Origin of the sequence: Cellulomonas sp. C5510 (assembly GCF_019797765.1) — a bacterium.
Classification (GTDB): Bacteria; Actinomycetota; Actinomycetes; order Actinomycetales; family Cellulomonadaceae; genus Cellulomonas.
Genome location: NZ_CP081862.1, coordinates 3947009 through 3961633, shown reverse-complemented (window position 1 = coordinate 3961633; position 14625 = coordinate 3947009). Strand labels below are relative to the sequence as shown.

Sequence of the window (14625 nt, the reverse complement as noted above, 5' to 3'; positions counted from 1 at the left end):
CGCGCTCAGGCGCCGCGCCGCCGCCGGAGCCGCTGCGCGACGACGCGCCCCACCACGCCGGCCGCGACCACGGCGAGCCCCCCGAGCACGGACGCGGGCGGCAGCGTCACGGCCAGCGCGACGCAACCCGCCGCGCCGAGCACCTGCAGCGCCCGGGGGAACCGCCGGTGCGAGCGGTCCTGCGTCAGGGCGGCCAGGTTCGCGACCAGGTAGTACAGCAGGACGCCGAACGACGAGAACCCGATGGCCCCGCGCAGGTCGACCGTCACGACCAGCACCGCGACCACCACGCTCAGGGCGGCCTCGGCGTGGTGCGGCACGCGGGTCCCGGGGTGCACGGCGGCGAGCGTGCGGGGCAGGTCGCCCTCGCGCGCCATGGCGAGCGCCGTCCGGCTGACGCCCGCGACGAGCGCGAGCAGCGCGCCCAGCGCGGCGGCGGCGGCGCCGACCCGGACGACCGGCCCGGCGCCGGGCAGCCCGCTCGCGTCGGCGAGCGCGGCCAGCGGTGCGCGCGAGGCGGCCGTCGTCTCCGGCCCGAGCACGGTGAGCAGCGCGACGGCGACGGCGGCGTACACCAGGACCGCGAGGCCGAGCGCGACCTGGATGGCCCGCGGGATGGTCCGCGCCGGGTCCCGGACCTCCTCGCCCATCGTCGCGATGCGGGCGTACCCCGCGAAGGCGAAGAACAGCAGCCCGGCCGAGCCGAGCACGCCGCCGGCGCCGAGGGCCGGGCCTCCCGACCACGCCCGGTCCCAGGAGGGTGCCCCGCCCGTCAGCCCCGCCACGACCACGACCGCGAGCGCGGTCAGCGCGACGGCGACCACGACGCGCGTGAGCCGCGCCGTGCGTGTCACGCCCCGCAGGTTCACCGCCGTCAGGGCGAGCACCGCCAGCACCGCCACGGGCCGCTGCCACGCCGCCGGGACCGCGTACGCGGCGAACGTCAGCGCCATGGCGGCGCAGGAGGCCGTCTTCCCGATGACGAACGACCAGCCGGCCAGGAAGCCCCACCACGGGCCGAGCCGCTCGCGCCCGTACACGTACGTCCCGCCGGATGCCGGGTACTGCGCCGCGAGCTGGGCGGAGGCGGTCGCGTTGGCGTACGCCACGACCGCGGCGACCCCGAGCCCCACGAGCAGACCCGCGCCCGCGGCGGCCGCGGCCGGTGCGAACGCGGCGAACACCCCCGCGCCGACCATCGACCCGAGGCCGATGACGACGGCGTCGCCCGTGCCGAGCCGTCGGGCCAGGGACGTCGGGTGGGGGGCCTGCTGCCGCTCTCGCACGTGACCAGTGTGCCCGCCCCCGGCGGTACTCAGTGACCCGGTGCGCATCTACCCAGGACGTCGGCCACCTCGGTGGAGGGCTACGTCTTCCCACAACTGTGACATCTCGGATCCTCGCATCGGCGCAGGTCAGGGTGTCGCCCGGGACTGAGGGGGCTACCCAGCGTGCCCGGTGAGCAGGCGTGAGGTCCCCGATCGTGTGTGAGCCGCTGTCGGGGTCCGCGCCCCTGCGCACCCCGGGCACCACCCCCCTGATGCTCTGGAAGGAGCACCCCTGATGGCTTCTGCCCGCACCCGCCTCGTCCTGTCGATCGGCGCCGTGGCCGGCGTCGGCGCCCTGGTGACGGCCGCGACGTTCACGGACTTCGCGAACCTGAACCTCGGCGACGGCACCGACGGCGGCGGCATCGGTTCCGGCCGGTTCAACATCCAGGTCGTCGGGACCGACGGTGCCGGCATGCCGGTCCCCGGCACCTGGCAGGAGGCGAACCTGCCCGAGGGCGTCGACATCGCCGTCCCGGGCGCCGGCTCGATCACGCCCGGCGGCACCATCGAGGTCGACCTCCCGTACCGCAACGCCTCCACGTCGCTCGGCGCGGACATCGACCTGTGGCTCAAGGAGGTCCCGGGCCGCACCTCGACCCCTGCGTACCTCGACGCCCTGCGCTTCACCATCCTCGACGGCGCCGGCGTTCCGCTGGTCAGCGACGTGACGTTCGACGAGCTCGACGCGAGCAGCGCGGCCGAGAAGATCAGCCTGACCGACGCCCTCACCGGCTCCGAGCTCGCCGCCGGCGCGGAGGACTCGATCACCGTGCAGGTCTCCCTGGCGGACTACGACGCCGACAACAGCAGCGGCGACGCGGACGGTCTCACCAACGACGTGCTCAACGGTGGCGTGGCGTACGTCCAGCTGCACTGGGACGCGGTCTCGACCGCCGACTGACCGCACGCAGGCCCGCGGGCGGTCGGCGCCCGCGGGCCTGCGGCACCCCTGACACCCTGGAGGAGAGCCGATGCACCGGCGGATCATGCTGTCGTGGTGCGCCCTGGCCGGCGTCGCCGCGCTGACCACCGCCGCGGCGCTCACCGGCAGCGGCGAGCAGGACGTGCGCTTCTGGCCGGGGGCGGGGCACGACCTCGTGGTCGCCGGCTCGACCCGCCCCGGGTGGGTGCCGTCGGAGGCGGACTGGCAGCAGGGCCGACCGGAGACCTACCGCGTCGTCCTCGACCCGGCTGCCGGCGAGCTCGGCCCCGGTGGTGCCCTCCGGCTCCGCGTCGCGGCGCGGCACGGAGCGCACGACACGCCGTCCGAGGTGCTGCTGGCCGTCACCGACCCGGACGACCTGGGCGCCCGCACCGACCCGCGGACGGGCTCCCGCCTGGAGCTGTTCGACCAGCTCCACCTCCGCGTCGTCGATGTGGCCACGGGAGAGGTCCTCGTCGACGCGGGACCCGGGAGCGGCGGCGACGACCGGTCCGCCCGCTGGGGCGGGGTCTGGCAGCCCGGCGAGGTGCGGCTCGTCGACATCACCGTCACGGTGCCCGAGGGCCTCACCGACGCCTGGCAGGGCGCCGCCACCGACATCCAGGTCGACCTGGTCTCCGAGAGCGTCTGAGAGGACGACGACCGTGCATCCTCCCCGTCACCGGGACCGGGCCCGCCGGCTCCGTCCCGCGGTGCTCGCCGGAGCCCTGGGACTCGTCTCGGTCGCGGCCGGCGCCGCCGTCCTCGCGACCTCCGCCCGTGACGTGCAGGCGGGCTACCACGACACGACGACGGCCGTCGTGGAGCTCTCCGGCGCGTTCGCCCTCGAGGTCTCCGGCACGGCGCCCGACGGGTCGCCCGCCGGGCCGGTCGCGGGCGACCCGGAGCCGCTCGTCGTCCGGGCCGCCGGCGGGTCGGCGTACACGACGCACACGCCCGTGGAGTGGCAGGCGACGGTCCACGCGCCCGACGCCGCGGGCCGCGTCGTGCTCACGCTCGTCGACCCGGACCCGGCGGACGTCGTCGTGGGCGGCACCCGGTACCCGGACCTGTTCTCCACGCTGCGGTTCACGGTCCTCGACGTCACCGACCCCGGCCGGCCGGTGACGCTGGCCGCCGACGCGACCGCCGCCCAGGTGGCGGCCGCCGGGCTGACGCTCGACGTGCCCGCCGGCGGGTCCCGCACCGTCGCCGTGCGCGCCGTGGTCGCCGAGGGCACCTGGCGGCTGTACGACGGGCGCACCACCGCCACCGGCCTGCGCTTCAGCGGGGTGGGCTCGTGACCCGCGCGACCCGCGCGACCCGGACGGGGGCTGCGGGCCGCGCCCTGGCCGTCGGCGTCGGCCTCGTGCTGCTCGCGTCCGTGGCAGCCCCCGCGGCATCCGCGGCACCGGGCCGGCCGGCAGTCCCCGACGCCGCCGGTCCGGTCGTCCGCGCGACCGGCGCGGACCTCGAGGAGCTCATCGAGGTCTCACCCGCGGCCGTGGACCTCGTCGCACCGCAGCCGGGCCACGCCGTGACGTGGACCATGACCGTGACGAGCACCGCGGGGAACGCGGGCGACCCGCTGCCGATCTGGCTCGCGGTGAGCGGCACGGACGGTCCGCTGCTCCGCGGGGAGCACCCGCTGACCCTGACCGTCACCGCCGAGGACGGCACGGTGCTGCTGGCGTCGTCGAACATCGCGACGCTGCTCGGACGCCGGGTCGCCCTGCCCGACCTCGAGGGCAGCACCACGGTCACCGCCCGGACGGAGCTGCCGGCCGAGGCGTCCGACGAGTACCGGGGCGCGCGCGGCTCCGTGCGGCTCGCCGTCACCGCGCAGGCCCCCGCACCGTCCTCGTCCGCCGGCGGTGCGCTGGCCCGGACCGGCACCGGCGCGGTCGGGCTCGCGCTGGTCGCGGTCGCCCTGCTCGGCGCGGGCGGCACGGCGCTGGCGAGCCGCCGCGGCGCGGCCCCCCGGCCGTCCCGTGTCACCACGTCCCCCGCGCCCCGCACCGGCCGGACCCCGGAGGAACCCCGATGACCCGCACCCCCCGCACGCCGTCCCGTCGCCGACGGCTCCTGTCCGTGGTCTCCGTCGTCGCGGCGACGACGCTGGCGGCGACCCTCGGCGGTGCCGCCACGGCGGCCTACGTCGACGTGTCCGCCGTCCGTACCGCACCGATGCCCGCCGAGCTGGGCGGTGAGCCGCCGGAGCAGCGCACGGGGCTGGCGCTCGGGTCGCGCATGGTGGACACGGGGGTGGGCGTCACCGCCGCCGGCCGCGTCGTCGTGTGGGGCCTGGGCATGTACGGCATCAACGGCACCCCGAACGCCGAGATGAACATCGGGCCGACCGTGGTGGCCGGTCTGCCCGAGGTCGTCCAGGTCGCCACCGGCATCTACTCGCTCAACGCGCTCGGTGCCGACGGGACCGTCTGGGGCTGGGGCGACTGCTCGCGCGCCGCGGGCACGGACCTGTCCACGGCGTTCACCGACTACGGCTGCTCGGTCGGCGCGTACGGCTCGCCCGCGGCCCCGCCGCGCCAGGTGCGCATCGGCGCCCGCGCCTCGACGACCGCCGCCCCCCTGCTGGACCGGGTGACGGCCATCGCGTCCACCGAGTACGCCGGTGCGGCGCTGCGGGACGACTGCACCGTCTGGCACTGGGGCGGCCACTGGGGCGACGCCGTCTACCAGTACGGGTACGGCGGGAACGGGCTGGCGCAGCTCGGTGCCAGCAAGGTCAAGGGCCTCCCGGACCCGACACGGGTCGCCGGCGCCTGCCCCACGAGCGTCGTCGGCGGCTACGACACGTTCTGGATCATCCTGGAGAACGGCGACGTCTACTACCTCGGCGGTCGCACGCCGCTGAACACCACCGTGAACGGCAACCCGTCCGTCGCGGCGGACCAGGTGGCGACCGGCGCCTCGCTCTCCGCGCGCCCGGTCACCGCCCTGCAGCCCTGGCTGCTGCGGACGGTCGGTGCCGACCGTCCGCACGTGGTCAGCGTCGCCGGAGGCATCCAGATGGGCGGTGCCCTGCTGTCCGACGGCTCGGTGCTGTCGTGGTCCACGTACTCCGCCGACCGTACCGGGCGGTCTGCGCCCGGCACCTCGTGGCGGACGCCCGGACCGGTCACCGGGCTCGGCACCGGCGTGGTCGAGATGGCGTTCGGCTTCACGGGCGCCGCGTTCCTCAAGTCGAACGGCGAGCTGTGGTGCTACGGCGCCGGCGACGACTACGCCCGCTGCCCGACCACGCCCACGCGCCTCGCCACCGGGGTCACCCAGTTCGGGGTCGGCCAGGGCTTCACGATCTGGCAGACGGCCGACGGCGTGTTCTCCGGCCGCGGGTACAACCCTCGCGGGGCGATCGGGCTCCCCACCGGCGTCGCGATCGGTCAGAACCGGGTGGTCAGCCACGACCTGTCGATGCTGGCGGTGACGCCGTGAGCCGGGCCGCCGCCGGGCGGCACGTCCGCAGGCCCCGGCGCCGGGGCCGGCCGCGCGCCGCCACGGTCCTGGTCGCCGCGCTCGCGCTCGCCGTCGGCGGTCTCGGGGCCGTCGGCGCGGCTGTCGTGCCGACGGGCGCCGCGCTGCGGGACGTCGCCGGCCTCGACGCCACCGTCGGCAGCGGCGAGCGGTTCGACATCGGCCTGGTGCAGGACGGCGTGCTGCGGCAGGCGGAGGGCGACGGGGTGTCGTGGCAGGTCGACGACGGCGGGTCGCTCCTGCCGGGGCACGTCGTGACCTTCGACGTGCCCGTGGCCAACAACGGCCCGTACGACGCCGACGTCGTGCTCGCGGTCGCCGACCGGTACGCGGAGACCGCGCCGAGCGGTCCGGGGTCCGACCCCGTCGGGCTGTACCGCTGGTCGGTGGCCGACGCGCAGACCGGTGCGGTGCTGGCGGGGACCCCCGACGCGCCGCTGAGCAGCACGGTCACCGCGGCGCAGCTGGGGGGCGTCGTCGGCGCCCTGCACCTCGCCGGGCGCACGCTCCCTGCCGTCGCGGACGGTGCGCCGTGGTCCGCCGACCCCGCGGCCCCGGGGGACCACCGGGTGCTGCGGGTCACGGTGGCCTACCCGGACACCCCCGCGACGGAGGCGTTCAACGGCGGCCGGTCGGCCCTGGCGCTGGTGTTCACCGGGAGCTCGCGGTGAACGGGACCGGTTACCGGGTCGCCTGGCGGGTCCTGCGCGTGGTCCGGAGCGTCCTGCTGACGGCCACCGCGGTGCTCGGTGCCGTCAGCATCGGCGCCGTCGTGGCGGGCGTCGTGCTGGACGTCCGACCTCTCGTCGTGGTGTCGGGGTCCATGGAGCCGGGCATCCCCGTCGGCTCGCTGATCGCCGGCCGGACGGTGCCCGCGGACCAGGTGGAGGTCGGGGACGTCGTGACCGTCCCGCGGCGCGAGGGCACCACGGACCTCGTGACCCACCGCGTGGTGGAGGTCCGCACCCCCGACGGCGCGGACCCCGGGGTGCGGGAGCTGGTGCTCCGCGGGGACGCCAACGAGACCGACGACCCGATGCCGTACGTGGTCGGCGAGGCGCGGCGGCACGTGGCGACCCTGCCCGGCGGCGGCTACGTCGTCCGCACGCTCCAGTCCGGCCGCGGGGTCGTCGTGGTGGGAGGAGTGCTCGTCGCGGCCGTCGTGCTGACGTTCGCCGTGCCCTCGTCCGACGCCCCGACGGGCGGGCCGGCCGGTGGCAGGTCGGGGACGGGCGGCCGGCACCGGGCGCCTCCTCGACGCCGGGGCGCCCGGGGGGTCACACTGCGTGCCTGAGCCGCGCGCCGCGCGACCGGCACCGGGAGGCCCCGTGGACGGACCCGAGCGCCCCGACCTGGTCGGCCCGCGGCTCCGGCGCGAGCGGTCGGCCCTGAGCGCGTCGGCGGGTGCGGCGGCCGTGCTCGGCTCCGGCGCGGCCGTGTGGGGGCTGGTCGCGGGCTCCGGGGTGATCCTGTTCGACGGCATCTACACGGCGGCCGGTACCGCGCTCGTGGGGGTGTCCGCGCTGGCGTCGCGCGCGGCGGCGTCGGAACCGGGCGGGCGCTACCCGTTCGGCCGGCACGGCGCCACGCCGCTCGCGGTGGCGATGCAGGGGGCGGCGCTGCTCGCCACCCTGGTCTACGGGGTCGCCGACGCGGTGGGCACGCTGCTGGCGGGAGGCTCCGACGGTGACCCCGGGTCGCTGGTGGCGTACGGCGCGGTGTCCGCCGTCGTGAGCGCGGGTGTCGCGCTCTGGCTGCGTCGTGCCGCGCCGGGCTCGGAGCTCGTCCACGCGGAGGTCGTGTCCTGGCGCGCGGGCGCGTGGCTGAGCCTGGTCGTGGCCCTCGGCGGGGTGGCCGGCCTCGTGCTGGAGGGGACCGGGCGCGACGCCGCGGTGCCGTACGTCGACCCGGCGCTGCTGCTGCTCGCGGTGGCGCTGGTCGGGGCGCTGCCGCTGCGGCTGATCCGCGACGGGATGCACGAGCTGCTCGAGGGGGAGCCGCCGGCGGAGGTCGCGCAGGAGGTGGGGCGCGCGGTCGCGACGGCCCGGGAGCGGTTCGGGCTGCCGGAGCCGGTCGTGCGCGCCACGAAGCTCGGGGGCCGGCTCTACCTCGAGGTCGACTTCGTGGTCGAACCCGGACGGTGGGACGTGGACGAGGAGGACAGGGTGCGGCGCGCGGTCGTCGACGGCCTGGCGCGGGTGCCGCTGGACGTGTGGGCGACCGTCGAGCTCACGACCGACCCGGAGCTGGCCGCCTGACCACGGCGCCCCTCGGACGCGGCGCCCCACCCGTGTGACGCGCGAGACCCTGGAGGCATGGTGCTGGACGCGTTGAACTCTGTCGCCGCCGCCGCGCTGCGCTGGCTGTCCCTCGGCCGTGACGTGGTGGTCCGTGGGGACACCGGGTCGGGGAGGTCGACGGTGCTCGGCGTCGTCGCGCGGCTCGGGGAGCGCCAGCACCTGGGCGTCGTCCTGGCCGACTGGTACGACCTCGCGGGCCGCGTGCCACCCGCGGGCGTGCGGCCTCTCGCGCCGGCGGTGCGGCAGGACGACGACGTGGTGGACGGTCTGGTCGCGGACCTCGGCCCCCGCGGGGTCCTCCTCGTCGACGACGTCGACGAGCTGGACGACGCGACGCTCGAGGTGCTGGGCCGGGTGCTCCGTCGCAGCCGCGCGCGGTTCGTGGCGACCGCCACGCGCGACGTCGCGCGCCTCGGCCGGCCGCCGCTGTCGAGGCTCGTCGCGTCGCGGGCGCCCGCGGAGGTCCGGATCCCCCCGCTGGGGTACCAGGCGATGGCCCGGATGGTCGCCTCGCGGCTGGACGGCCCGGTCGACGCCGCGCTGACGTCCTCCCTGACCGCGTGGTCGGCGGGCAACCCGGCCGTGGCCGCCGCGATGGTGGACGCGGCCCAGTTCGCGGGGGCCGTGGGGCGCCGCGACGAGGTCTGGACCGCGGTCGGGGATCTCGACGACGTGCCGCTCGACGCCGTCGCCCACCTCATGGCGGCCGGGCTCCCGCCCGGTGCGCAGGACGCCCTGGAGGTGCTGGCGGTGCTCGGCCCGGCACCGTCGGAGGTCGTGCACCGGCTCGTGCCCGCCGCCGACCTGACGGTGCTGGTCGCGCGCGGCCGGGTGGTGTCCTACGGCGGGGACAGCGGGTTGCTCGCGGTGTCCCCGCCGGCTCTGGCACGTGCCGTCCGGGACCGTCTGAGCGAGCCGCGCCGCCTGGACGTCGCCCGCCTGCTCGTCCCCGAGGCCGGCCACGACCTGCCGCTGCCGTCCGTCCGCACCGGGTTGACGGACATGATCGTCTCGGCGGTCGGCGACCCGGCGGAGTCGTACTGGCGGTGGGCGGCGGAGCTGACCGGCCTGGTGCACGAGCGGTCCGTCGTCGCCGAGGCGAGCGCCCGCGGGGCGTGGGAGGAGCGGCCGGAGGTGGCGACGGCGCTCCCGTACCTGGTGGCGCTGCTGCGCCGTCCCGCGACCGACCGGGTGCGGGACGTCGTCGACGGGACGGTGCGCAGCCCCGGGGAGGACCCGCAGCTGGCGGCCGCCTTCGACGACCTGTGCCGCCAGTGGCAGGCGTGGTGGCGCAGCGAGGGCGGGGACCCGGCGGTCGACCCGGGCGCCCCCGCGGAGCCTCCGGGTGCGGTCGTCGCCGACGCGCCGGGCGACGCGGCGCTGCGGTCCGCGGTCGCCGTCGCGGTCGCGGAGGGCGGCGACGACGAGGCGCTGCTGCGACGGCTCCCGCTGCCCGGGCCGGACGCGCCGGAGCCCGGACGGTCGCAGGCGGTGCTCACGGCGGCCTCGGTGCTGCTCGAGGCGGGCCGCCCGGAGGCGCTGCTGCGGCTGACGGCGGACGCCCGGGTCGCGCCGTGGATGCCGGCGGAGGTGGGCCACGCGATCGCCGGCCTGCGGAGCATGGCCCTGCTCCTGCTCGACCGGGTGGCGGAGGCGGAGGCCGGGTCCCGGGCCCTGCTGGAGACGGCCTACGACCGCCTGGACGCCGCGGGGATCCGCACCCACAGCCTCTCCCTCGCGCACGCCCTGACGGTGCGCGGTCAGTGGACCGCCGCCTGGCGCGTCCTGAGCACGGCGCTGCGGCTGGGACCCCCGGGGCTGTTGGGCGGAGCCTTCTACCGGCGCACGCTCACGCTCGCCGCCATGCTGGCCGCGCTGATGCGGAACAGCGACGTGGCGCAGATGCTCGCGTCGGAGCTGCGGCACGCGCCGCGTCTGCACGAGCCGGTCGTCGACTCCATGCAGGGGGTGGCGGAGGCGTACCTGCTGCTCGACGGCGGGCGGCCCGCGGAGGCCGACGCGCTGATGTGGCGGGTCGGTGACCGCTGCCGGCTCGCGGGCCGGCTGATGCTCGCCCTGGAGTACTGGACGCTGCGCCTGGAGCCCTCGACGCGGGAGCAGGTGGCGCGGATGCGTGAGCTGTCGGAGCGCGTGCCCCTGCCGCTGTTCGCGCCGCTGGTGGACCTGCACGCGGCGCTGCTGGGTGACGACCTCACGGAGCTCGACCGTGCGGTGCGCGCGGCGCGCCTGGAGATGGTCCCGGGCCTGGCGCCCCGGGTGCTCGAGGCGGTGAACCGGCTGCGGGACGCCGCGGGCCTGCCGGCGCTCGCCGACACGGAGGTGGACGACCTCCTGGGCGAGCACATCGCCGAGGCGATCCGCACCGTCCAGCCGGTGCACCGGTCCGCCGACCTGCTCTCGGACCGCGAGCACGAGGTCGCCGTGCTGGCCGCGCAGGGGCTGACGAACCGGGAGATCGCCGTGCGGCTGCACCTCAGCACGCGCACCGTGGAGAACCACGTCCACCGGGTGCTCGGCAAGCTCGGCCTGCGCAGCCGCTCCCGGCTGGCCGAGGTGGTGCTGTGAGCGCTCAGCGCTCGTCGGTCTCCGCCCCGAGGACCGTGCCGGCCGGGATCTCCCCGGGCGCGCCGTCGGCCGTCACCTCGGCGTCGCCGGTCGCGACGACGTCCGCGCCGAACGTCCAGTCGCCGCGGACGGTCAGCGAGCGCGCCCGGCGCAGGGACGGCGCGCCGTGGGCGAACCGCTCCTCGAACCGGCCGACCGTCTTGTAGACGTCGGGGTCGAGGTCGACGAGCGGGGCACGGTCGACGGCGAGCCGCAGCGTCGCGTCCTCGGCCAGCTCGTAGGCGTCCGACCGGATCACCAGCAGGTCGTTCGTGGTCTTGACCGGCAGGAACCGCTCGCGCCCCACAGCGATCGCGGTCGCACCCTCGAACACCTCGATCGCGGCGCCCATGGCGGTCTCGATCTGGAACACCTCGGGCGAGCCCGGGTCCGTCGGGTCGACCGTCTTGACGTTCCGGATCAGCGGCAGGCCCAGCACCGGGCCGCGGGACTCCAGCGCCGCCGCGAGCTGCTCCAGGTCGAACCACAGGTTGTTCGTGTGGAAGTACGGGTGCCGGTGCTCGTCGGTGAAGTAGTCCATCTCGTCCGGCGGGGTCTGCGCGGTGTCCCGCAGGATCAGCCGGCCGTCGGACTTCCGGACCGCGAGGTGTCCGCCCTTGCGGTCCGCGGCGGTGCGGCGGCAGACCTCCGCGGCGTAGGGGGCCCCGGACGCGGCGAACCAGCCGGCGATGACGGGGTCGGGCGCAGCACCGAGGTTGTCGGAGTTCGACACGGACGCGTAGCGGAACCCGGCGTCGAGCAGCGCCCGCAGCACCCCGGACGCCAGCAGCGCGGTGTACAGGTCGCCGTGCCCGGGCGGGCACCACTCGAGGGTCGGGTCGGCCGGCCAGCGCACCGGCGTCAGGTCGTCCGTGCGGAGCTTCGGCTCCTGGTTCTGCAGGAAGTCGAGCGGGAGGCCGTCCACGGCGACGTCCTCGTGCCGAGCCAGTGCGGCGAGCGAGTCGTCCCGGGTGCGGAACGAGTTCATGAGCACGAGCGGCAGGCGGACGCCGTGCGCCGCCCGGGCTCGCCGCACCTGCTCGACGGTGAGGTCGAGGAACGACCTCCCGTCGCGCACGGGAAGCAGCGACTTCGCCCTGTCCATCCCCATCGAGGTGCCGAGGCCGCCGTTGAGCTTGATGACGGCGGTGCGGGCGAACGCCTCCCGCGCGGCCTCCGGGGCGACCGTGACGTCGGCGAGCGCCGGTGGGTCCAGCAGCGGCTCGATGGTGTCCTCGGGGATCAGCCCCGTGGCTCCCGCCTCGAGCTCGCGGTAGTAGTGGGTGAACACCTCGACGGCGGTGGGGTCGACGCCCGCCGCGGTCATCGTGTCCTGGGCCTGCCGGAGTCCGGAGTCGCTCATGGCCCGATCCTAGGAAGACCGGTGGCCGGGGCGCAGGGCGAGCGTTCCGGCCGGCGCGCCGTCCCGGGCCCACGACGACGTCACGGCGGGCGTGCTCGGCGTCCGCGTCCGCGACCCCGTGGCGGTGTGCGCGGGCGAGGACCAGCGGGTCCCGGAGCGCGAGCTGTCAGGGCAGGGCGGCGCGCACCGGCTCCAGCGCCCGGTCGAGCAGGTCCGGCAGCCGCGTGCGGTCGGCCCCTGCGTGCGCCCACGCCTCGACGGCCGCGGCGAGCGCACCCGCCCAGGCGGTGCCGGCCACGCGGGCGCGCAGCGGGTCGACCCCCCGCGCGACGGCGTACGCGGCGAGCGTCGCCCCGAGGTCGGCGGTGCGCCGGGCGGCGGCGAGCCGGAGGTCCTCGCCCAGACCCATGGCGTCGGCCTGCGTGAACGCGAGGGCCACGTGCTCCGCCGGCAGGTCCGCCGCGAGCTCGCGCAGGGCGGCCGCGAGCACGGCACCGGGGGCAGCGTCCGGGTCGGCGCCCGCCAGCCCCGCGCGCAGCCGTTCGGCCCGCTCGTCGAAGGCCGCCCACAGCAGGTCGGCCTTGCCCGGGAAGTAGTTGAAGAAGGTGCTGCGCGAGACGCCGGCGCGGCGGGTGATGTCGGCGACGGACGTGGCGGCGTACCCGCGCTCGAGGAACAGCTCCCCGGCTGCCTCCTCGAGCATGGCGCGCGACGCCGCCGGCGGCCGGCCGGAACGCCGCGGACCGGGGCCGGCGCCGCGGGCCGCGGGCGGGACCGGCGGCGGGCTTCCGGGGGGCGGGGACGGGGGCACGGCCGCCATCGTAGGACGAGCGTCACACCGGCAGCAGGGTGCCGTGCGCCCGCGACGACCTATTGTTGGACTCCGTTCAACAACCTGTCCGAGCGAAGGTGGACCCGTGCCCGACGCCGCTTCCCGACCCCGACGCCTGCGCCGCACCGCGCGCGCCGCCGCGCCCGCCGCGGTGCTCGCCCTCGTGCTGGCCGCCTGCTCCGGCGGCGACGGCGGCGCGCAGGACGACGCCACCCCGCGCACGGGTGGCACGCTCGTGTACGCGACGGGCGACGCCGAGCCGACCTGCCTCGACCCGCACGTCGGCGGCAACTACCCGCAGGCCCTGATCAGCACGCAGTACCTGGAGCCGCTCGTCGGGAGGGACGCGGACGGGACGATCCTGCCGTGGCTCGCCACGGAGTGGACGACCTCCGAGGACGGCCTGACCTGGGACTTCACCCTCGCGGACGACGTGACCTTCACCGACGGCACCCCGTTCGACGCCGCGGCGGTCAAGGCGAACATCGAGCACCTGCAGGACCCGGACACCGGGTCGTCCACCGGCTACCTCGCGGTGCAGAAGGTCGAGCAGGTCGAGGTCGTCGACGCCACGCACGCCCGGTTCCACCTGTCGGCCCCGGACTCCGCGCTGCTGGAGTCGCTCAGCCAGCAGTGGACCGCCATGCAGTCACCCGCCGGCATCGCCCGCGGGACGGACGCCAACTGCGCGGCCCCCGTCGGCACCGGCCCGTTCGTCGTGGAGTCCTGGACCCCGCAGCAGCAGGTCGAGCTCGTCCGCAACGAGGACTACGTGGCCCGTGACCCGCAGGCCGCCCACGAGGGCACCGCGTCCCTGGAGCGCATCGTCTGGCGGTTCATCCCCGACGCCGCGACCCGCTACGCGGCGCTGCGCTCCGGCGAGGTCCAGGTGATCGACAACCCGCAGCCCGACGCGATCGCGCAGGCGGACGCCGGCGGCGACATCACGCACCTCGACGCCCCGCGGCCCGGGTCGGTGAACCGCATCGAGCTGAACAGCGCCCAGCCGCCGTTCGACGACATCCGGGTGCGGGAGGCGTTCGTCCGGGCCGCCGACGTCGACCCCGGCATCGAGACCCTGTTCGCCGGCACCGCGACCCGCTCGTCCTCGCCGCTGTCGAGCGTGGAGCCGGTCGCGTACTCCGACCCGGACCTGTTCGGCACCGACACCGACCGCGCCGAGCAGCTGCTGGACGACGCGGGCTGGACGGAGCGGGATGCCGACGGGTACCGCACCCGGGACGGGGAGCGCCTGACCGTGCGGTTCCCGGTGAGCACCAACCAGTCGGTGGCCGCCGAGCAGTCGCTGTTCGAGCAGATCCAGGCCAACGCCAAGGCCGTCGGGTTCGACGTGGTGCTCACGCCGCTGGACCTGTCCGCCTGGTACGGCGCCCTGGGCGCCCACGAGTACGAGGCGGTCTCCGCGCCGTACACGAAGGTCGGGCCGGACGTGCTGCGGATCCTCTACCACTCCGACGGCACCGTCCCCGCGCCCAGCGGCTACTTCGCCAACCACGCGGGCGTCACCGACCCGGAGCTCGATGCGCTGCTCGACGAGGCGTCCGCGACGGCCGACGCGGACCAGCGCGCCGACCTGTACCGGCAGGCGCAGCAGCGCGTGCTCGAGGGGTACTACATCCTGCCGCTGTACGACCAGCAGAACCACTTCCTCACCCGCGGCGTCACGGGGGTGCGGACGCTCGACACCGTGGCGACGCCGACGTTCCTCGACGCGCGCCTGGCGTCCTGACGGC

Annotated in this window: 13 protein-coding genes; 10 read left to right on the top strand and 3 right to left on the bottom strand. The window is 76.6% G+C overall.

Annotated elements, in window-relative coordinates; genetic code table 11:
* Positions 1–5: 5 nt before the first annotated feature.
* Positions 6–1286: an APC family permease gene (locus K5O09_RS18070; RefSeq protein WP_255595868.1), complete on the bottom strand. Its 1281-nt coding sequence runs from the start codon at positions 1284–1286 to the stop codon at positions 6–8.
* 277 nt (positions 1287–1563) lie between these two features.
* On the opposite strand from K5O09_RS18070, the gene K5O09_RS18065 reads away from it, so the two are divergent.
* The 9 genes from K5O09_RS18065 to K5O09_RS18025 all read left to right on the top strand — a co-directional run bounded on the left by K5O09_RS18065 (position 1564) and on the right by K5O09_RS18025 (position 10637).
* On the top strand, positions 1564–2232 hold the full coding sequence (locus K5O09_RS18065; protein ID WP_222170821.1) for a hypothetical protein: 669 nt from the start codon (positions 1564–1566) through the stop codon (positions 2230–2232).
* 70 nt (positions 2233–2302) lie between these two features.
* Positions 2303–2905, top strand: a complete 603-nt coding sequence (locus K5O09_RS18060) for a hypothetical protein (protein ID WP_222170820.1) — start codon at positions 2303–2305, stop codon at positions 2903–2905.
* 13 nt (positions 2906–2918) lie between these two features.
* Positions 2919–3557 (top strand): hypothetical protein, encoded by a 639-nt coding sequence (locus K5O09_RS18055; RefSeq protein WP_222170819.1) that lies wholly within the window; start codon positions 2919–2921, stop codon positions 3555–3557.
* On the top strand, positions 3554–4300 hold the full coding sequence (locus K5O09_RS18050) for a hypothetical protein (protein WP_222170818.1): 747 nt from the start codon (positions 3554–3556) through the stop codon (positions 4298–4300). Before K5O09_RS18055 ends, K5O09_RS18050 begins: the two co-directional genes overlap by 4 nt.
* Positions 4297–5712: a hypothetical protein gene (locus K5O09_RS18045; RefSeq protein WP_222170817.1), complete on the top strand. Its 1416-nt coding sequence runs from the start codon at positions 4297–4299 to the stop codon at positions 5710–5712. Before K5O09_RS18050 ends, K5O09_RS18045 begins: the two co-directional genes overlap by 4 nt.
* On the top strand, positions 5709–6422 hold the full coding sequence (locus K5O09_RS18040) for a hypothetical protein (RefSeq protein WP_222170816.1): 714 nt from the start codon (positions 5709–5711) through the stop codon (positions 6420–6422). Before K5O09_RS18045 ends, K5O09_RS18040 begins: the two co-directional genes overlap by 4 nt.
* A complete protein-coding gene (locus K5O09_RS18035) occupies positions 6419–7045 on the top strand; it encodes a signal peptidase I (protein ID WP_222170815.1) in 627 nt (208 codons plus the stop codon). The genes K5O09_RS18040 and K5O09_RS18035 overlap by 4 nt, the downstream gene beginning before the upstream one ends.
* A 34-nt stretch (positions 7046–7079) precedes the next feature.
* Positions 7080–8009 (top strand): cation transporter, encoded by a 930-nt coding sequence (locus tag K5O09_RS18030; protein WP_222170814.1) that lies wholly within the window; start codon positions 7080–7082, stop codon positions 8007–8009.
* Positions 8010–8066: 57 nt separating this feature from the next.
* On the top strand, positions 8067–10637 hold the full coding sequence (locus K5O09_RS18025; RefSeq protein WP_222170813.1) for a helix-turn-helix transcriptional regulator: 2571 nt from the start codon (positions 8067–8069) through the stop codon (positions 10635–10637).
* Between the two features lie 4 nt (positions 10638–10641).
* Here K5O09_RS18025 and K5O09_RS18020 read toward each other — a convergent pair whose 3' ends face one another.
* Both K5O09_RS18020 and K5O09_RS18015 read right to left on the bottom strand, forming a co-directional pair.
* Positions 10642–12039 (bottom strand): UTP--glucose-1-phosphate uridylyltransferase, encoded by a 1398-nt coding sequence (locus K5O09_RS18020; protein WP_222170812.1) that lies wholly within the window; start codon positions 12037–12039, stop codon positions 10642–10644.
* A gap of 166 nt (positions 12040–12205) precedes the next feature.
* On the bottom strand, positions 12206–12742 hold the full coding sequence (locus tag K5O09_RS18015; RefSeq protein ID WP_255595865.1) for a TetR/AcrR family transcriptional regulator: 537 nt from the start codon (positions 12740–12742) through the stop codon (positions 12206–12208).
* 214 nt (positions 12743–12956) lie between these two features.
* On the opposite strand from K5O09_RS18015, the gene K5O09_RS18010 reads away from it, so the two are divergent.
* Complete coding sequence (locus K5O09_RS18010) at positions 12957–14621, top strand: ABC transporter substrate-binding protein (protein WP_370635494.1); 1665 nt, start codon at positions 12957–12959, stop codon at positions 14619–14621.
* The last annotated feature ends 4 nt before the right edge of the window (positions 14622–14625 follow it).